The 15,125-nt window shown below is 64.9% G+C and carries 16 protein-coding genes and 3 tRNA genes; 15 read left to right on the top strand and 4 right to left on the bottom strand.

The window, feature by feature from the left end:
- Position 1 precedes the first annotated feature (1 nt).
- The 7 genes from uvrC to nadB all read left to right on the top strand — a co-directional run bounded on the left by uvrC (position 2) and on the right by nadB (position 5,574).
- On the top strand, positions 2-1,816 hold the full coding sequence (gene uvrC / locus IOC61_RS02160; protein ID WP_195687240.1) for an excinuclease ABC subunit UvrC: 1,815 nt from the start codon (positions 2-4) through the stop codon (positions 1,814-1,816).
- A gap of 69 nt (positions 1,817-1,885) precedes the next feature.
- Entirely contained in the window at positions 1,886-2,434 is a 549-nt protein-coding gene (gene pgsA / locus IOC61_RS02165) for a CDP-diacylglycerol--glycerol-3-phosphate 3-phosphatidyltransferase (RefSeq protein ID WP_195687241.1), read from the top strand.
- A 93-nt stretch (positions 2,435-2,527) separates the two neighbouring features.
- Positions 2,528-2,602 (top strand) — tRNA-Gly (locus tag IOC61_RS02170).
- 25 nt (positions 2,603-2,627) lie between these two features.
- Positions 2,628-2,701, top strand: a tRNA-Cys gene (locus tag IOC61_RS02175).
- Positions 2,702-2,737: 36 nt separating this feature from the next.
- A tRNA-Leu gene (locus tag IOC61_RS02180) sits at positions 2,738-2,824 on the top strand.
- 46 nt (positions 2,825-2,870) lie between these two features.
- A complete protein-coding gene (locus IOC61_RS02185; RefSeq protein ID WP_195687242.1) occupies positions 2,871-4,016 on the top strand; it encodes an FUSC family protein in 1,146 nt (381 codons plus the stop codon).
- The gene (gene nadB, locus IOC61_RS02190) at positions 3,997-5,574 is read left to right on the top strand and encodes an L-aspartate oxidase (protein ID WP_195687243.1); all 1,578 of its coding nucleotides are present in this window, start codon (positions 3,997-3,999) and stop codon (positions 5,572-5,574) included. The genes IOC61_RS02185 and nadB overlap by 20 nt, the downstream gene beginning before the upstream one ends.
- 103 nt (positions 5,575-5,677) lie before the next feature.
- Here the strand turns inward: nadB and IOC61_RS17860 are convergent, their stop codons facing one another.
- Both IOC61_RS17860 and IOC61_RS02195 read right to left on the bottom strand, forming a co-directional pair.
- Complete coding sequence (locus IOC61_RS17860; RefSeq protein WP_324254671.1) at positions 5,678-6,073, bottom strand: protein YgfX; 396 nt, start codon at positions 6,071-6,073, stop codon at positions 5,678-5,680.
- Positions 6,033-6,326 carry a succinate dehydrogenase assembly factor 2 gene (locus tag IOC61_RS02195; protein WP_195687244.1) on the bottom strand — a complete coding sequence of 98 codons (294 nt, stop codon included), beginning with the start codon at positions 6,324-6,326 and terminating at the stop codon, positions 6,033-6,035. The genes IOC61_RS17860 and IOC61_RS02195 overlap by 41 nt, the downstream gene beginning before the upstream one ends.
- A gap of 180 nt (positions 6,327-6,506) precedes the next feature.
- Here IOC61_RS02195 and IOC61_RS02200 point away from each other — a divergent pair, with 180 nt between their 5' ends.
- The 3 genes from IOC61_RS02200 to lapB are packed head-to-tail and all read left to right on the top strand — an operon-like array spanning position 6,507 to position 8,367.
- Complete coding sequence (locus IOC61_RS02200) at positions 6,507-6,803, top strand: integration host factor subunit beta (RefSeq protein WP_195687245.1); 297 nt, start codon at positions 6,507-6,509, stop codon at positions 6,801-6,803.
- 57 nt (positions 6,804-6,860) lie between these two features.
- Positions 6,861-7,184, top strand: coding sequence for a LapA family protein (locus IOC61_RS02205; protein ID WP_195687246.1), 324 nt, complete (start codon positions 6,861-6,863; stop codon positions 7,182-7,184).
- Position 7,185: 1 nt separating this feature from the next.
- Positions 7,186-8,367 (top strand): lipopolysaccharide assembly protein LapB, encoded by a 1,182-nt coding sequence (lapB, locus tag IOC61_RS02210; protein ID WP_195687247.1) that lies wholly within the window; start codon positions 7,186-7,188, stop codon positions 8,365-8,367.
- A gap of 9 nt (positions 8,368-8,376) precedes the next feature.
- Here the strand turns inward: lapB and pyrF are convergent, their stop codons facing one another.
- Entirely contained in the window at positions 8,377-9,072 is a 696-nt protein-coding gene (pyrF, locus tag IOC61_RS02215) for an orotidine-5'-phosphate decarboxylase (protein ID WP_195687248.1), read from the bottom strand.
- A gap of 243 nt (positions 9,073-9,315) precedes the next feature.
- Between pyrF and IOC61_RS02220 the strand changes: the two genes are divergently transcribed.
- From IOC61_RS02220 to IOC61_RS02240, 5 genes are all read left to right on the top strand, one after another.
- Positions 9,316-9,597, top strand: coding sequence for a ComEA family DNA-binding protein (locus tag IOC61_RS02220; RefSeq protein ID WP_195687249.1), 282 nt, complete (start codon positions 9,316-9,318; stop codon positions 9,595-9,597).
- A gap of 278 nt (positions 9,598-9,875) precedes the next feature.
- Entirely contained in the window at positions 9,876-10,424 is a 549-nt protein-coding gene (locus tag IOC61_RS02225) for an FxsA family protein (RefSeq protein WP_195687250.1), read from the top strand.
- A 206-nt stretch (positions 10,425-10,630) separates the two neighbouring features.
- A complete protein-coding gene (locus tag IOC61_RS02230) occupies positions 10,631-10,924 on the top strand; it encodes a co-chaperone GroES (protein ID WP_132041225.1) in 294 nt (97 codons plus the stop codon).
- 63 nt (positions 10,925-10,987) lie between these two features.
- Positions 10,988-12,631, top strand: a complete 1,644-nt coding sequence (groL, locus tag IOC61_RS02235; protein ID WP_195687251.1) for a chaperonin GroEL — start codon at positions 10,988-10,990, stop codon at positions 12,629-12,631.
- Positions 12,632-12,898: 267 nt separating this feature from the next.
- Positions 12,899-13,633, top strand: a complete 735-nt coding sequence (locus IOC61_RS02240; protein ID WP_195687252.1) for an RNA methyltransferase — start codon at positions 12,899-12,901, stop codon at positions 13,631-13,633.
- Between the two features lie 79 nt (positions 13,634-13,712).
- Here the strand turns inward: IOC61_RS02240 and IOC61_RS02245 are convergent, their stop codons facing one another.
- Positions 13,713-15,065 (bottom strand): Na+/H+ antiporter family protein, encoded by a 1,353-nt coding sequence (locus IOC61_RS02245; protein ID WP_195687253.1) that lies wholly within the window; start codon positions 15,063-15,065, stop codon positions 13,713-13,715.
- Positions 15,066-15,125: the final 60 nt, after the last annotated feature.

Here is a 15,125-nt window from a genome sequence, read left to right on the forward strand (position 1 = left end):
GATGACCTTTGACCATCGCCGCTTCCTGGCCAGCGTCAGCGAGGCCCCCGGCGTCTATCGCATGTTCGACCAGGGCGGGGAGACGCTCTATATTGGCAAGGCGCGCCGCCTCAAGGCGCGGCTCGCCAGCTATTTTCGTGGTGCACTGAACGCCAAGACCCAGGCACTGGTAGCGCGTATCGCCGATATCCAGGTCACGGTGACCAACAGCGAGACCGAGGCCCTGCTGCTCGAGCAGACCCTGATCAAGGAGCTGCGGCCGCCCTACAACATCCTGCTGCGCGACGACAAGTCCTACCCCTTCGTCTTTGTCACCGACCGCCACCCCTTTCCGGCGCTGGAGTACAAGCGGGTTCGCCAGCGCCGAGATGACGGGCGCTATCTCGGCCCCTACCCCAGCAGCCACGCGGTGCGCGACAGTCTCTCGCTGATGCAGAAGATATTCCGCATTCGCAACTGCGAGGACAGCGTCTTCGCCCACCGCTCGCGACCCTGCCTGCAGTACCAGATCGATCGCTGCAGCGCTCCATGCGTGGGATACATCTCCGAGGCCGACTATCGCCGCGATCTGGAGCACGCCGTGCAGTGTCTGGAAGGCAAGAGCGAACAGGTCACCCGGGAGCTCACCGCCGCGATGGAAACCGCCAGCCGTGAGCTGGCCTTCGAGGAGGCGGCCCGCCTGCGCGACCAGATCCAGCAGCTGCGGCAACTGCAGCAGCGCCAGTTTGTGGATACCGGCGATGGCGATGCCGACGCCTTCGCGCTGGCCAGCCGCCCCGGGGCACTATGCATCTCGGTACTGGCCATCCGCCAGGGGAGGCTGCTGGGCGCGCGCCATCATGCTCCCGCCAATGGCCTCGACCTGCCGGAAGAGGCGCTGCTGGGCGACTTCATCAGCCAGTACTATCTGGGCCAGGCCCGGGAGATTCCTCGGGAAGTGATCACCAGTCACGCCGTTCCGGATGCCGAACTGATCGCCCAGGCGCTGGCTGAGAAGGCCGGCCGCCGAGTGCGGCTAACCGATCAGGTGCGCGGGCATCGCGCCCAGTGGAAGGAGCTGGCCCTCACCAACGCCGAACAGCAACTGGCCGCCCAGCTGGCCAATCACAACCAGCTTGCGCAACGTTTCGATGCACTGCGCGACGCCCTGGGCATGGCAACCGCGCCGGCGCGGCTTGAGTGCTTCGATATCAGTCACAGCCATGGCGAGGCCACGGTCGCCTCCTGCGTGGTGTTCGACGAGAACGGTCCCCGCAAGTCGGACTATCGTCGCTTCAATATCGAAGGGGTGGCGGCGGGCGATGACTACGCGGCCATGCAGCAGGCGCTCACCCGCCGCTTTCGTCGCCTGAAGGAGGGCGAAGGGCAGACGCCGGACGTGCTCGTCGTGGATGGCGGCAAGGGGCAGCTCAACATGGCCCGCGAGGTACTGGCGTCGCTGGGAGTCACCGGCGTGGCGCTCCTCGGCGTGGCCAAGGGCACCACCCGCAAGGCGGGCCTGGAAACGTTATTCCTGGAGACCGTGGACAGGACGCTGAACCTGGAGCCCTCCTCCCCTGCCCTGCACCTGATCCAGCATATCCGCGATGAGTCGCACCGGTTCGCCATCACCGGTCACCGCACACGACGAGACAAGCAGCGGCGCACCTCGACCCTCGAAGGCATCCCCGGCGTGGGCCCCAAGCGCCGACGCGAGCTGCTGCGCTTCTTCGGCGGACTGCAGGGGGTCAAGCAGGCGACGCGTGACGAGCTGGCCCGCGTGCCGGGCATCAGCGCCACCCTGGCCGAGACGATCCATCAAGCTCTGCATGGATGATGCTCGCCAAGGGGGATAGAATACGCCAACGCTCAACGCCCCTCTCACCGGCAAGGACAGCTTCGCGCGATGAACATTCCGAATATCCTTACCCTGGCCCGTATCGCTTTCATCCCGCTGCTGGTAGTGCTGTTCTATCTGCCACTCTCCTGGAGCATGCCCCTGGCGGCCGCCCTCTTCGCCCTGGCCTCGGTGACCGACTGGCTGGACGGCTATCTGGCCAGGCGCTGGAACCAGGCCACACCGTTCGGCGCCTTCCTCGACCCGGTAGCCGACAAGCTGATGGTGGCGGTGGCACTGGCGCTGATGATCGAGCGCTATGACGCGGTCTGGCTGACCCTCCCTGCGCTGGTAATCATCGGGCGCGAAATCGTGATCTCCGCGCTGCGCGAGTGGATGGCCGAGATGGGCAAGCGGGGCAGCGTGGCGGTGTCGTGGGTCGGCAAGCTGAAGACTACCCTGCAGATGGTCGCCATCTTCCTGCTGCTGGCCTTCGCCCCCGGCACGCCTGTTGCCATCCTCGCCGTGGTGACTCTCTATGCGGCGGCCGTGCTGACACTCTGGTCGATGGTCCTCTACCTGCGCGCGGCCTGGCCCCATCTCAGGCGTTCCATGTAAAAGAGGAAAGAGTAGAAAAGAGGGGAAGAGTAGAGAAGAGAGGAAAAGGCTTGACTGTCACCGGCTTATCCGTATAATACGTTCTCGAGTCAGGCGGGAATAGCTCAGTGGTAGAGCATCGCCTTGCCAAGGCGAGGGTCGGGAGTTCGAATCTCCTTTCCCGCTCCATTCTTCGGAATGGCCCGACTCATGAGGCTGGATGGCAGAGTGGTCATGCAGCGGACTGCAACTCCGTGTACGCCGGTTCGATTCCGACTCCAGCCTCCACTCCCCTATTTCTTCTGTACTGCCCGACACCGTGCCGCCCGGATGGCGAAATTGGTAGACGCAAGGGACTTAAAATCCCTCGGTGGCGACACCGTGCCGGTTCGAGCCCGGCTCCGGGCACCAGGCAATCGCCGATGGGCTAGACAGATACCCTGCGGGGCAATCTTCGATGAACCTGCCGCCCCTGCGCGACCCCTTCTTCACCTATCGCTTTCGTCGCCGACTGCATGTACTGCGTGTCGTGCTGGCGCTGACAGCCTCCTTCTTGCTCACTCATTTTCTGGCGATCCCTCACTACGGATGGGCGTTGGTGAGCACTGTCATGGTAATGGGCAACCTGCCGCATATCGGTGGCGTACTCGACAAGGGCCGCCAACGGCTGCTCGGCACCCTGCTCGGCGCGGCCAGCGGACTGCTGTTGATTCTGCTCCCCGGCGACCTGGCGCCGCTGATCCCTGCCGGTAGCGTGATCGCCATCGGTGTCGCCACCTGGCTCACCTTCGGCAACCGCCACGGCTACAGCGGCCTGATGTTCGCCATCAGTCTGCTGCTGGTGGCCGGCGACGGCAACCATGCCCTGGATGTGGGTCTGTGGCGAGCCTTCAATGTGCTACTTGGCACCCTGATCGGCATTACCACCACCATGCTGGTCCTGCCTCAGAAGGCCACCGACATGTTGCGTTTCATGCTGGCGGAGAACCTCGACCGGCTGGCGCGCCTGTTTCATGCCCACACCACCGCCACGGCCGCCCTGGATATCGACACCCATGCCCTGCTCAAGGCGACCAGTTCGGCACTGGTCAAGCAGCGCGGCCTGGTCGATGCCATCCACCGTGAACGTCGACTGAGTCGAAACGAGCTGGATGACGTCATCTCCCTGCAGCGGCGCATGCTCTCGACCATCGAGCTGCTGCTCGAGACCCACTGGAATACGCGCGCCGGCCACGACCGCATCGAGGCGATGGAGGGGCTACGCGATGAACAGCACCGCCTCTCCAGGGAGCTCGGCACCCTCGCCTACCAGGTGCGTACCGGCCAGGCCATCGACGTCGAGATCAGCCAGTTCGACCTCCAGCGTCACGCCCCGCTGGCCACCACCGCGGTCAGCCCGGAGGGGCGTGCCCTGTTCAGTCCCAGTGGCTACCTTTGGTTGAATCGCGAGCTGGCCCGGCTGACCGAGTCCCTGGTCACGCGCCTGGGCGGCCTGACCCGGCTGCCCAGTCGGCGCCTGCGCCGCGCCTCGGGTCGCAAGTGGGCACGCCGCCATACCGCCACGTCCGACAGAGGAGCGCAAGATGCCCCACGGCAACCATGATGTGCTGATCATCGGCGGCGGTGTCGCCGGCCTGGTACTCGCCCTCGAGGTGGCCGACCGACGCGCCGTCACACTGCTGCGCCCGGCCAGCGACGACCCGGGCGCCAGTCGCTGGGCCCAGGGCGGTATCGCCGCCGTACTCTCCCCCAGCGATGATATCGAGGCCCATGTTCAGGACACCCTGGTGGCGGGAGATGGCCTCTGCGATGAGAGCGCAGTGCGCTTCACCGTGGAGCAGGGGCCGGAGGCCATCGAGTGGCTGCTCAACCTCGGCGTGCCCTTTACACGCGACGCCAGCCCGGAGGCCGACTACCCCTACCACCTCACCCGCGAGGGCGGACACGGCGCGCGACGCATCATCCATGCGGCAGACGCCACCGGACGAGCGGTGATGGACACGCTCAAGGCTCATGTCGTGGCACATCCCCGGATCCGGGTTCGCGATGATCTCACCGCCATCGGCCTGCTCCAGGATGATGCCGGCCGGTGCCGTGGCGCACGCTGCCTGAGTAGCGTCGGCCGGCGAATCGACCTGCCGGCTCACGACACCGTGCTGGCCACCGGTGGCGCCAGCGGCCTCTATCGATACACCACCAGCCCCAAGCCCGCCAGCGGCGAGGGCATGCTGATGGCCGCCGAGCTCGGTGCCACGCTGATGAACCTGGAGTTCCAGCAATTCCACCCTACCTGTCTGCATGACCCGAAGGGGGCACCCTTCCTGATCAGCGAGGCGGTACGCGGCGAGGGCGGGAAGCTGCTCAATATTCGCGGGGAGCGCTTCATGCCGGCGATCGACCCGCGCGCCGAGCTGGCTCCGAGAGATGTGGTGGCCCGAGCCATCGACAGCGAAATGCAGCGCACCGCCAGCGACCATGTCTTCCTGGATGTCCGTCACCTGGGTGAAGCGGCGATCCGCGAGCACTTCCCGACCATCCACCGCCACTGCGCCGAGCGCGGCCTCGATATCGTGAACGCTCCGATCCCGGTGGTTCCGGCGGCCCACTACAGCTGTGGCGGTGTGGCAACCGACCGGCATGGTGCCAGCGATGTCGAGCACCTCCACGCGGTAGGCGAGGTCGCCTGCACAGGCCTGCACGGTGCCAACCGCATGGCCAGCAACTCACTGCTGGAGTGTCTGGTCTTTGCACGCAGCTGCGCCGCCGCCCTGCGTGATGCGCCGTGCGCGCCACTCCCTCGCGCCATCTGCAGCTCGGCCATCATCGAGGCCACGCCACCACCGGCACGGCTCGACGAATGGCGCGAAAGAGTGCGCCTCCAGATGAGTGCCCGGGTGGCCATCGTGCGCCGCGACGCCGAGCTGTTCAAGGCCGCCGAAGCGCTGGCCGAGCTACAGCAGGAGATCTCACCGATCGTCCGGCAAGGCCAGCCGGGTATCGAGCTCTCGAGCCTGTGGCACGCGCTGCGCCTGGCACGCCTGACCGTGGCCAGCGCCCAGGGACGGCGCGAGTCCCGCGGCCTGCATTACAACCCGGACTGCCCACATCACGCCGACCGCCACCCCCGCCCCTCACGGGTACGGCTGGCCGAACTCGGTTGAGCAAGCCGGTGGGGCATGAGGGCCGTGGGGCGCGTGTATATGGTGGCCCGCACATTTCTCCGGGAGTCGCCTCATCCATCTCACGCATCCGGCCTGGAGTGGCCTAGTGACGGATCAGGTAGCGACGCAACTCTCGGTGGTCAAACGACGAGCAGCTATCTGGCCATAGCCACAGCCGACGGCCATTCAGTCTAAGCCCGATCAGCCAGGGCCCCAGATAGTCGCAATGCAGCCTGACCGGCTGCGGGGCGGACGCCCCGGCTTTCTGCCATTGCCACTGCAGCTCCCCGCCGGGCAGCGCCTGTGCACTCAACTCACCCCGGGGCTGGTGAAGCACGCACCCTACCGCGATGACGATCAGACAGAGGGCAGCCGGCAACCACAGCCACGGAGGCAGCACGCTGACGAGGAGGCCGACCACCCCGGCGGTCGGCACAAGATGCGCGAGAAGCGCCAGCCTAGACCGGCCGATGCGACACGCTGTCGGCGCTCTCGGCATGCTCGATGATCATCTGGACAATGCGACGACGCACCGGCTCCTCGGGCAGCTCGCGACGCATCAACCACAGGAACAGATCCTGATCCTCCTCGTCGATCAGGTCGCGAAATGCCGCCTGATCGGCGGAATCGAGGGCGTCATAGCGCTGTTCCAGGAAGGGTACCAGCAGCAGATCCAGCTCCCACATGCCGCGACGCGAGTGCCAATAGAGTCGCTTGCGCTGTGCCGCCTCGGGGCTTGATGGTTCGTTCAAGGTCGACCTCGACTTTGCCTTGGGGGATGTCCTGACAGTATACCCGAGGCGATGCCTCGACACAGCTGACGCCAGTCATGGATCCCGGTCTCTACCCATGGTCGTAGTGCGTTGTTTTGTCTCGCTTTGCCGAGTATGCTTGAAAGAAAATAACAGCCGCGCCGCTAATGGAGATCCAAGATGACCAAGTCCGAGCTGATCGAACAGATCGCCATGCGTCAGCCCGAGCTGTCGCTCAAGGAAGTGGAATCGGCGGTTCGGCTGATTCTCGACGACATCACCGAGACGCTGGCATCCGGGGGCCGCGTCGAGATACGCGGCTTCGGCAGCTTCTCGCTGCACTACCGCGAACCCCGGGTCGGGCGCAATCCCAAGACCGGTGAGCCGGTCGCGCTGGACGGCAAGTTCGTGCCACACTTCAAACCCGGCAAGGAGCTGCGCGAGCAGGTGGATGCCAGCCGCGAGCTGGGCTACTGAAACCGGCATTTCGCTCACCCGGCCCAACATTCCTACATCCACATGGGGACACTACGCATGCGTTGGCTCAAAGGCCTGATCCTGGCCATCATCCTGCTGGCGGTTCTACTGGTCGGCATCCTGTTCGCGGTCAACAACCGTGAAGCCCTGCCCCTCAATCTGATCTGGTTCGAGCTGCCTCCCGCCTCGCTGTCGGTATGGCTGCTGGCTTCGCTGGCGGTGGGCGTGCTGCTCGGCATGCTGGCCATGAGCGGCGTCTACCTGCGCCTGCGGGCCCTGCTGACTCGCGCCCAGCGCCATAATCAGCAGCAGCGCAAGGAACTCGACAAGCTACGCGTCCAGGAGCTGAAGGGGAATCGGGAGCTGAAGGAAATCGCCTGAGATGCCCGATGTTCTGCTGCTGACCACCCTGTTGGCAGCCATCGCCATCGGCTGGTGGCTGGGACGCCGCGAACGCCGCAAGCCCATCGATCCCGCGCCTCCGCAAGGGCTGGCACGGGATTATTTCGTCGGCCTCAACTACCTGCTCAACGACCAGCAGGACCGCGCCATCGAAACCTTCGTCGGGGCGCTGGAGGTCAACAGCGAGACCATCGACACCCATATCACCCTCGGCAACCTCTTTCGTAGCCGAGGTGAAGCCGACCGGGCGATGAAGATTCACCAGAATCTGCTCGCCCGCCCCAGCCTGACGGGCGCCCAGAGTGAGCGTGTGCAGCTGGAGCTGGCCCGTGACTTCCTCTCCCTGGGCCTGCTGGATCGCGCCGAGCGCCTCCTCAAGGGACTGCTGCGCGACTCTCAGAACGCCGAACTGACACGCTCGGCACGCCGGCTGTTGGCCGACCTCTTCGAGCGCCAGGGCGAGTGGTCGGAGGCCTTTGCGGTCGTGACTCCACAACTGCTCCGTGAGGACCAGGAGCTACGCCGCTCCGCGGCCCACTGGCTCTGCCAGCAGGCCGAGGAGGAGCGCGGCAATGCCAGCCCGGTGCTGGCGCGCCGCCATCTCAAGCAGGCCCTGAGCATCGACCCGCAGTGCATCCGCGCCAACCTGCAGCTGGCCGCCCTGGAGCACGATACCGGGCACTACCGCCAGGAAATCACCCTGCTGTCACGGATTCCCGAACAGGACCCCGCCTTTACTCCGTCCCTGCTGACACCCCTGGCCAACGCCTACCGCCTGCTCGATGACGAGGATGGACTGATCGAACATCTTCAACGGTTGCTCGAGAAGACCCCCTATACCAGCGTGATCATTCTGCTGGCCGAGACCGTTCGCCATCGACGAGGTATCGAAGCTGCCATCGACCTCGTCAGCTTGCAGCTCAATCGTGAAACGAGCCTGGGTGCCCTCGACTACCTGATCGACCTCTATCGCCAGCACGGCCGTGGCACGGCACTGGAACAGCTGGCACTGCTGCAACAGCACACCACGACCCTGCTCGCGAAGCTGCCCCGCCATCGCTGTCGACGCTGCGGCTTCAGCGGCGACCAGCTGCACTGGCAGTGCCCCCGCTGCCGCCACTGGGGGACGATCCGGCCGATCACCGGAATCGAAGGGGAGTAGGAGCTCGCCTCAGGCGAGCTCGGCCTCGATGGCGGCGAGCGCCTCCATCGGCTCCGCCGCCTGGGTGACCGGACGCCCCACCACCAGATGAGTGCTGCCCACGGCCATGGCATCACGCGGCGTCATCACCCGCTTCTGGTCGCCGACCTGAGCGAAGCTTGGCCGAATCCCCGGCGTCACCTTGAGGAAGTCGCCGCCGCACAACGCGTTTAGACGGGCCGACTCCTGGGCCGAACAGACCACGCCGTGCATTCCGCTCTCCTGGGCCAGCAGCGCCAGACGCTCGACCTGATCGGCGGGGGGCACCGACACCCCCACCTCGGCCAGATCCTCGGCCATCATGCTGGTCAGCACGGTCACCGCGATCAGCCGTGTGTTCAAGGCCTGGCGCTCCAGCCGCTCCCGAGCCGCCTCCATCATGCGGCGCCCGCCTGCGGCATGCACGTTGACCATCCACACTCCCTGCTCCGCCGCCGCCTCGACGGCACCGGCCACGGTGTTGGGAATATCGTGAAACTTGAGGTCAAGAAACACCTCGAAACCACGGCCATGCAGGGCCTCAAGCACGTCGGGACCACTGCGCGTAAACAGCTCCTTGCCAACCTTGAGACGGCAGCGCGCCGGATCGAGGCGGTCCGCCATACAGAGGGCAGCATCCAGTGAGGGGTAATCGAGGGCGATGATCAGAGGGGAGTCGGTAGACACGAAACAGGCTCCTGGCAAGAGGAAATCGACGGCAGAGTATACCAGCCATATCGAACATGAACCGCGCGAGTTCACTGACGAGTATCCGACGATATTCTTCGACAATGCAGGACAACACCTCAGGTCCAATGACGCTCTGTACTACGTGCAACTGAGCAAAAGGCCCCAGGGAATCTCTTACCACCGCGGCTAGCCTTAAACAGGCATCGTCGGAGGTTGCGATGCCAACAAGGGAGAACTGCCATGCAATTCAGGTTTCACGCCCTGTTCGGGGCCTGTCTCATCGCCCTCCTGCTGGGTCTCGCGCCGCTTGGCGCCGTGGCCCAGGAGGTAGAGCCGATCAATATCAACACGGCCAGCGCCGAGCTGTTGACCGAGCTACCGGGCATCGGACCCAGCAAGGCCGCCGCCATCGTCGAGGACCGCGAATCCAACGGACCCTACGAGAGCGCCCAGGACCTGACACGAGTCAGCGGCATCGGTGATGGCACCGTAGCCAACCTGGAGGACCAGGTAACCCTCTGACCCCGCAAGCCAAGCCCCATGGCTTCAGGGAACGATGGTCGGCCAACGGAAGGCCGACCATCGCCTTCCTTGCCGCCTCTTTTTAGGTAGTTGATCGAAGATCACTGTACCAAATCGGTGTGCAGTGCATCCCAGCTTATTTCACCTGTCCATTTCACCTATCCATTTCACCTGCCCAGGCTCTCGTCTCGAGCGGTCGATCGCCAGCGCCGGCGTTCAACGCTTGATTTCCAGGTTTGCGCCCCCATGTCTGCTTCATCTCCACCACGGGAGGCGACATGCCTTTTCTCCTGATCTTCACGCTATTTGCCCTGCTCGACTTCGTGGTCCTGTTTTCGGTAGGCGGCCAGATCGGGCTGCTCGCCACGGTGCTGCTGGTCCTGGCGACCGGCTTCATCGGCCTGCATCTCATCCGCCGCGAAGGCGCCGCCACCTTTGCCCGGGCTCGGGAACGCCTCGAGCGCGGCGAGGTCCCCTCTGGCGAACTGCTGACGGGGGCCGCCCTGATCTTCGGTGGTGCCCTGCTGATGGCGCCGGGCTTCATCTCCGACGCCCTGGGCTTCATGTGCCTGATCCCCGATGCCCGCCGACTGATGGGCAAGCTGCTGGCGTGGCTGGGTATCCGCACCCAGGGATTTCATATGCACGGCGGGGGATTTTCCTCCTCGAGCAGCCACGCCTCGGCCGGTCATGCTGGTGGCCCTCGAGATGACTGGTCCCAGGCCGACGAGGGCCGCCACCGGCGCGGTGGTCAGGCCTCGTCATCACAGGACGACGACGGTGCCATCGAGGGTGAATTCATCTCTCGTGATGAGCGCCGCCGCTGATCGGGCGGGTGCGGCAAAAAAAATTTATCGAAGGGCCTTGAAAGCCCAGGGACGAGCCCCACTTACTCGACAGCAACAGGTTTCGGCGCGGTATCCGCGCCATTTACACGGAAGGCGCCCGACGCCTCCCCTCGCTGCCCAGGTGGCGAGGTCACGATGCAAACCGCCGGGTTACCGGCATACAAACCATCAGGAGAACGTGAGCAATGAACATCCGTCCCTTGCACGATCGCGTCATCATTCGTCGCGTTGAGGAAGAACAGAAAACTGCTGGCGGCATCGTGCTCCCGGGCAGCGCCCAGGAAAAGCCGACTCGTGGCGAGGTACTCGCCGTCGGTAATGGCCGGATCCTCGACAACGGTGACGTCCGCGCACTCGACGTCAAGGTTGGCGACACCGTGATCTTCAAGGATGGCTTCGGCGTCGAGAAGCAGAAGGTCGACGGCGAGGAGGTCCTGATCATGAGCGAGTCCGACATCCTGGCCGTGGTCGAAGGCTGAGTCTCGACCGCCACAACACTCGATACTGACTGACGTTCACGAACTCACAGGAAGCATACGAAAATGGCAGCGAAACAAGTCAAGTTCTCCAGCGATGCCCGCACCCGCATGGCCAAGGGTGTCGACACCCTGGCCAACGCCGTCAAGGCCACCCTGGGCCCGAAGGGCCGCAACGTGGTCCTCGAGAAGTCCTTCGGCGCGCCGACCGTCACCAAGGACGGCGTCTCCGTGGCCAAGGAGATCGAGCTCAAGGACAAGTTCGAGAACATGGGCGCTCAGATGGTCAAGGAAGTCGCTTCCAAGACCTCCGATGTCGCCGGTGACGGCACCACCACCGCTACCGTTCTGGCCCAGTCCATCGTGACCGAGGGTCTGAAGGGCGTGATCGCCGGCATGAACCCGATGGACCTCAAGCGCGGCATCGACCAGGCCGTTGCCGCCGCCGTCAAGGAGATCGGTGAGCTGGCCGTGCCCTGCACCGACACCAACGCCATCGCCCAGGTTGGCACCATCTCCGCCAACGGCGACAAGCGCATCGGCGAGATCATCGCCGAGGCGATGGAGAAGGTCGGCAAGGAAGGCGTCATCACCGTCGACGAAGGCCGTGGCTTCGAGGACGAGCTGGATGTCGTGGAAGGCATGCAGTTCGACCGCGGCTACCTGTCGCCCTACTTCGTGACCAACCAGGACACCATGGCGGTCGAGCTGGAAGATCCGTTCATCCTGCTGGTGGACAAGAAGATCTCCAACATCCGCGAGCTGCTGCCGACTCTCGAGTCCGTGGCCAAGGCCGGCAAGCCGCTGGTGATCATCGCCGAGGACATCGAAGGCGAAGCGCTGGCTACCCTGGTGGTCAACACCATGCGTGGCATCGTCAAGGTCGCGGCCGCCAAGGCCCCGGGCTTCGGTGACCGTCGCAAGGCCATGCTGCAGGACATCGCCATCCTCACCGGTGGCACCGTGATCTCCGAGGAAGTGGGTCTGGACCTCGAGCAGGCTACCCTGGACCACCTGGGCACCGCCAAGCGCGTGACCATGTCCAAGGAGAACACCACCATCATCGATGGCGCCGGCCAGGATGGTGACATCGAGGCTCGCGTCAGCCAGATCCGCGCCCAGATCGAGGAGACCTCCTCCGACTACGATCGCGAGAAGCTTCAGGAGCGCGTCGCCAAGCTGGCCGGCGGTGTTGCCGTCATCCGCGTCGGTGCCGCCACCGAAGTGGAGATGAAGGAGAAGAAGGCGCGCGTCGAAGACGCCCTGCACTCCACCCGCGCCGCCGTCGAGGAAGGCGTGGTGCCCGGGGGCGGTACCGCCCTGGTGCGCGTGCTGACCAAGGTGGCCGGCCTCAAGGGTGACAACGAGGACCAGACCCACGGTATCGCCATTGCCGTGCGCGCCATGGAGGCCCCGCTGCGCCAGATCGTCACCAACGCCGGCCAGGAGGCTTCCGTCATCCTGAACCGCGTCAAGGACGGCGAAGGCAACTTCGGCTACAACGCCCAGACCGGCGAGTTCGGCGACCTGTTCGAAATGGGCGTTCTGGACCCGGCCAAGGTCACCCGTTCTGCCCTGCAGTCCGCTGGCTCCGTGGCCGGTCTGATGATCACCACCGAGTGCATGATCGCCGACGATCCGGACGAGAAGGACGCTACTCCTGACATGGGTGGCATGGGTGGCATGGGTGGCATGGGCGGCATGATGTAAGCCAAGCCCTACCCTGCCCCAGGCACTGCCCTTCCAGGCAAGCCCTGAGACGGACCCCGCCGGTGAAAGCCGGCGGGGTCTTTTCTTGCCAGCGCCAAGCGTTGAGCCACAAGCGCCTGGCAACCTGAAACTGGCGGCTTGGCGGCTTGGCGGCTTGGCGGCTTGGCGGCTTGGCGGCTTGGCGGCTTGGCGGCTTGGCGGCTTGGCGGCTTGGCACGGTAAGATACGCGCCCTGTCCCATATCACCACCAGGCCTTGTCGAGCCCCATGCTATCGAATATCCGAATTATCCTTGTCCAGACCTTTCACCCCGGCAATATCGGCGCCGCCGCGCGAGCCATGAAGACCATGGGGCTGAGTGAGCTTGTGCTGGTCAATCCGCGCCGGTTTCCCGACCCCGAGGCCACCCGGCTCGCCGCCGGGGCCGAGGACCTGGTGGAGGATGCCAGGGTCGTCGATTCACTGGCGGAGGCCGTCAGCGACTGCGTACAGGTGGTGGGAGCGAGTGCGCGACTCCGCAGCCTGCCGCTGCCCCACTTCGACGAACCCGACGCCATGGCCCGCGAGCTGGTGGAGCATGCCGTCCATGACCCGGTGGCCCTGGTGTTCGGACGCGAACGCTTCGGCCTCACCAACGATGAGATCGCCCTGTGCAGCCACCAGGTCAGCATCCCCGCCAATCCCGACTATGGCATCCTCAACCTCTCCCAGGCGGTACAGGTGCTCGCCTACGAGGCATTTACGGCCTGGCGGAGGCGACCCGATAGCGGCTACCGTCCGCCCCTGCCCGCCGAAGAGCGCCAGCCGAGTCGCGAACAGCTCGCGTATTTCCATGAACACCTGAGCCAGGTGATGCACCGCAGCGGTTTCATCACCCAGCCCCATGCCCATACCGAGGCTCACCTGCATACGCTGTTCGCCCGCGCCCAGCCCTCGCGACGCGAACTCTCGCTGCTGCGTGGCCTGCTGGCGTCGTTCGAGCGCCACCTGCCCCAGAAATGATCACCATGAAGCACTGGCGCACAAGCACAACGGCGACCCGAAGGTCGCCGTCGAAGATCACTCGCTAGCAGGCAGATGCCTAGAGTGTAATGGCAGCCAGCCAGCCGAAGCCGATCAGCGGGATATTGTAGTGGACGAAGGTCGGCACCACGCTATCCCAGATATGGTCATGCTGGCGGTCCACATTCAGACCCGAGGTCGGCCCCAGCGTGGAGTCGGAGGCCGGTGAGCCGGCATCGCCCAGCGCCGCCGCCGTCCCCACCAGCGCCACGGTGGCCAGGGGCGAGAAGCCGAACTGCACCGCCAGCGGCACGAAGATGGCGGCGATGATCGGGATCGTGGAGAACGATGAGCCGATCCCCAGGGTGATAAACAGGCCCACCAGCAGCATCAGCAGCGCGGCCAGGCCGCGATTGTCACCGATCACCTCGACGCTGGAGTGCACCAGGGTCTCGATATGCCCGGTAGCGGTCATGACCGAGGCAAATCCCGACGCCGAAATCATGATAAAGCCGATCAGCGCCATCATGCGCATGCCGCTGGTAAAGAGGTCATCGGCCTCACGCCACTTGAAGATCCCGCCCACCGAGAGCAGCGCGAAACCCACCAGCCCGCCGAGGATCATGGAACCGGTCCAGAGCTGGATGCCCAGGGCCGCCACGATGGCCACCACCGACATCACCAGCCCCATGGCATGCGGCTCATGATGAGTCTCGGGATGATGATGCGGCACATTGGTGGTCGCCACGTTCGCATCGGCATAGTCACGCGGACGGCGATAGCTGAGAAATACCGCAACCAGCAGGCCCAGGGCCATGCCCCCCACCGGCACGCCCATGGCCAGGGGCACCATGCCGCGACTTATCTCGAGTCCCAACGCCTCACCGGCCTGGTTGATGTTGGCCAACAGGATATCGTTGAGGAAGATCGCCCCGAAGCCCACCGGCAGCAGCATATAGGGCGCCGTGAGGCCGAAGGTCAGCGCACAGGCCACCGCACGGCGATCAAGACGCAGCTGGTTCATCACCTTGAGCAGCGGCGGAATCAGGATCGGAATAAAGGCGATATGCACCGGAATCAGGTTCTGGGAGGAGATGGCCACCAGCAATACCGACCCGAGCAGCAGGTACTTGACCACCGCCTGACGGTTTGCCGTGGCCTCCTGACCGAGCAGGGAGATAAGCCGCCTGGCCAGCAGGTCGGGCAGGCCCGAGCGTGAGATCGCGACGGCGAAGGCACCCAGGGTGGCGTAGGCCAGGGCCACCTTGGCGCCTCCCCCCACACCGTCGTTGAAGGCGCCCAGGGTCTCCTCGACGGAGAGCCCCCCGATCAGGCCGCCCACCAGCGCCCCGACCACCAGCGCAAAGACGACCGAGACGCGTGCCAGTGACAGTCCGACCATCACCAGCACCGCAATGATTACCGCATTCATGGCTGAGTTTCCCGAAGAAGGAGTTGGGTTGAGACGAAACGGCGCAGGATTTTATCAGAA

It is taken from the genome of Halomonas sp. KAO, from assembly GCF_015595025.1.
In the GTDB taxonomy this organism is placed as follows: domain Bacteria; phylum Pseudomonadota; class Gammaproteobacteria; order Pseudomonadales; family Halomonadaceae; genus Halomonas.

Coding starts and splice junctions, on each gene's coding strand:
- uvrC (WP_195687240.1), top strand. CDS start 2: ATGACCTTTGACCATCGCCGCTTCCTGGCCAGCGTCAGCGAGGCCCCC.
- pgsA (WP_195687241.1), top strand. CDS start 1,886: ATGAACATTCCGAATATCCTTACCCTGGCCCGTATCGCTTTCATCCCG.
- IOC61_RS02185 (WP_195687242.1), top strand. CDS start 2,871: ATGAACCTGCCGCCCCTGCGCGACCCCTTCTTCACCTATCGCTTTCGT.
- nadB (WP_195687243.1), top strand. CDS start 3,997: ATGCCCCACGGCAACCATGATGTGCTGATCATCGGCGGCGGTGTCGCC.
- IOC61_RS17860 (WP_324254671.1), bottom strand. CDS start 6,073: ATGCCGAGAGCGCCGACAGCGTGTCGCATCGGCCGGTCTAGGCTGGCG.
- IOC61_RS02200 (WP_195687245.1), top strand. CDS start 6,507: ATGACCAAGTCCGAGCTGATCGAACAGATCGCCATGCGTCAGCCCGAG.
- IOC61_RS02205 (WP_195687246.1), top strand. CDS start 6,861: ATGCGTTGGCTCAAAGGCCTGATCCTGGCCATCATCCTGCTGGCGGTT.
- lapB (WP_195687247.1), top strand. CDS start 7,186: ATGCCCGATGTTCTGCTGCTGACCACCCTGTTGGCAGCCATCGCCATC.
- IOC61_RS02220 (WP_195687249.1), top strand. CDS start 9,316: ATGCAATTCAGGTTTCACGCCCTGTTCGGGGCCTGTCTCATCGCCCTC.
- IOC61_RS02225 (WP_195687250.1), top strand. CDS start 9,876: ATGCCTTTTCTCCTGATCTTCACGCTATTTGCCCTGCTCGACTTCGTG.
- IOC61_RS02230 (WP_132041225.1), top strand. CDS start 10,631: ATGAACATCCGTCCCTTGCACGATCGCGTCATCATTCGTCGCGTTGAG.
- groL (WP_195687251.1), top strand. CDS start 10,988: ATGGCAGCGAAACAAGTCAAGTTCTCCAGCGATGCCCGCACCCGCATG.
- IOC61_RS02240 (WP_195687252.1), top strand. CDS start 12,899: ATGCTATCGAATATCCGAATTATCCTTGTCCAGACCTTTCACCCCGGC.
- IOC61_RS02245 (WP_195687253.1), bottom strand. CDS start 15,065: ATGAATGCGGTAATCATTGCGGTGCTGGTGATGGTCGGACTGTCACTG.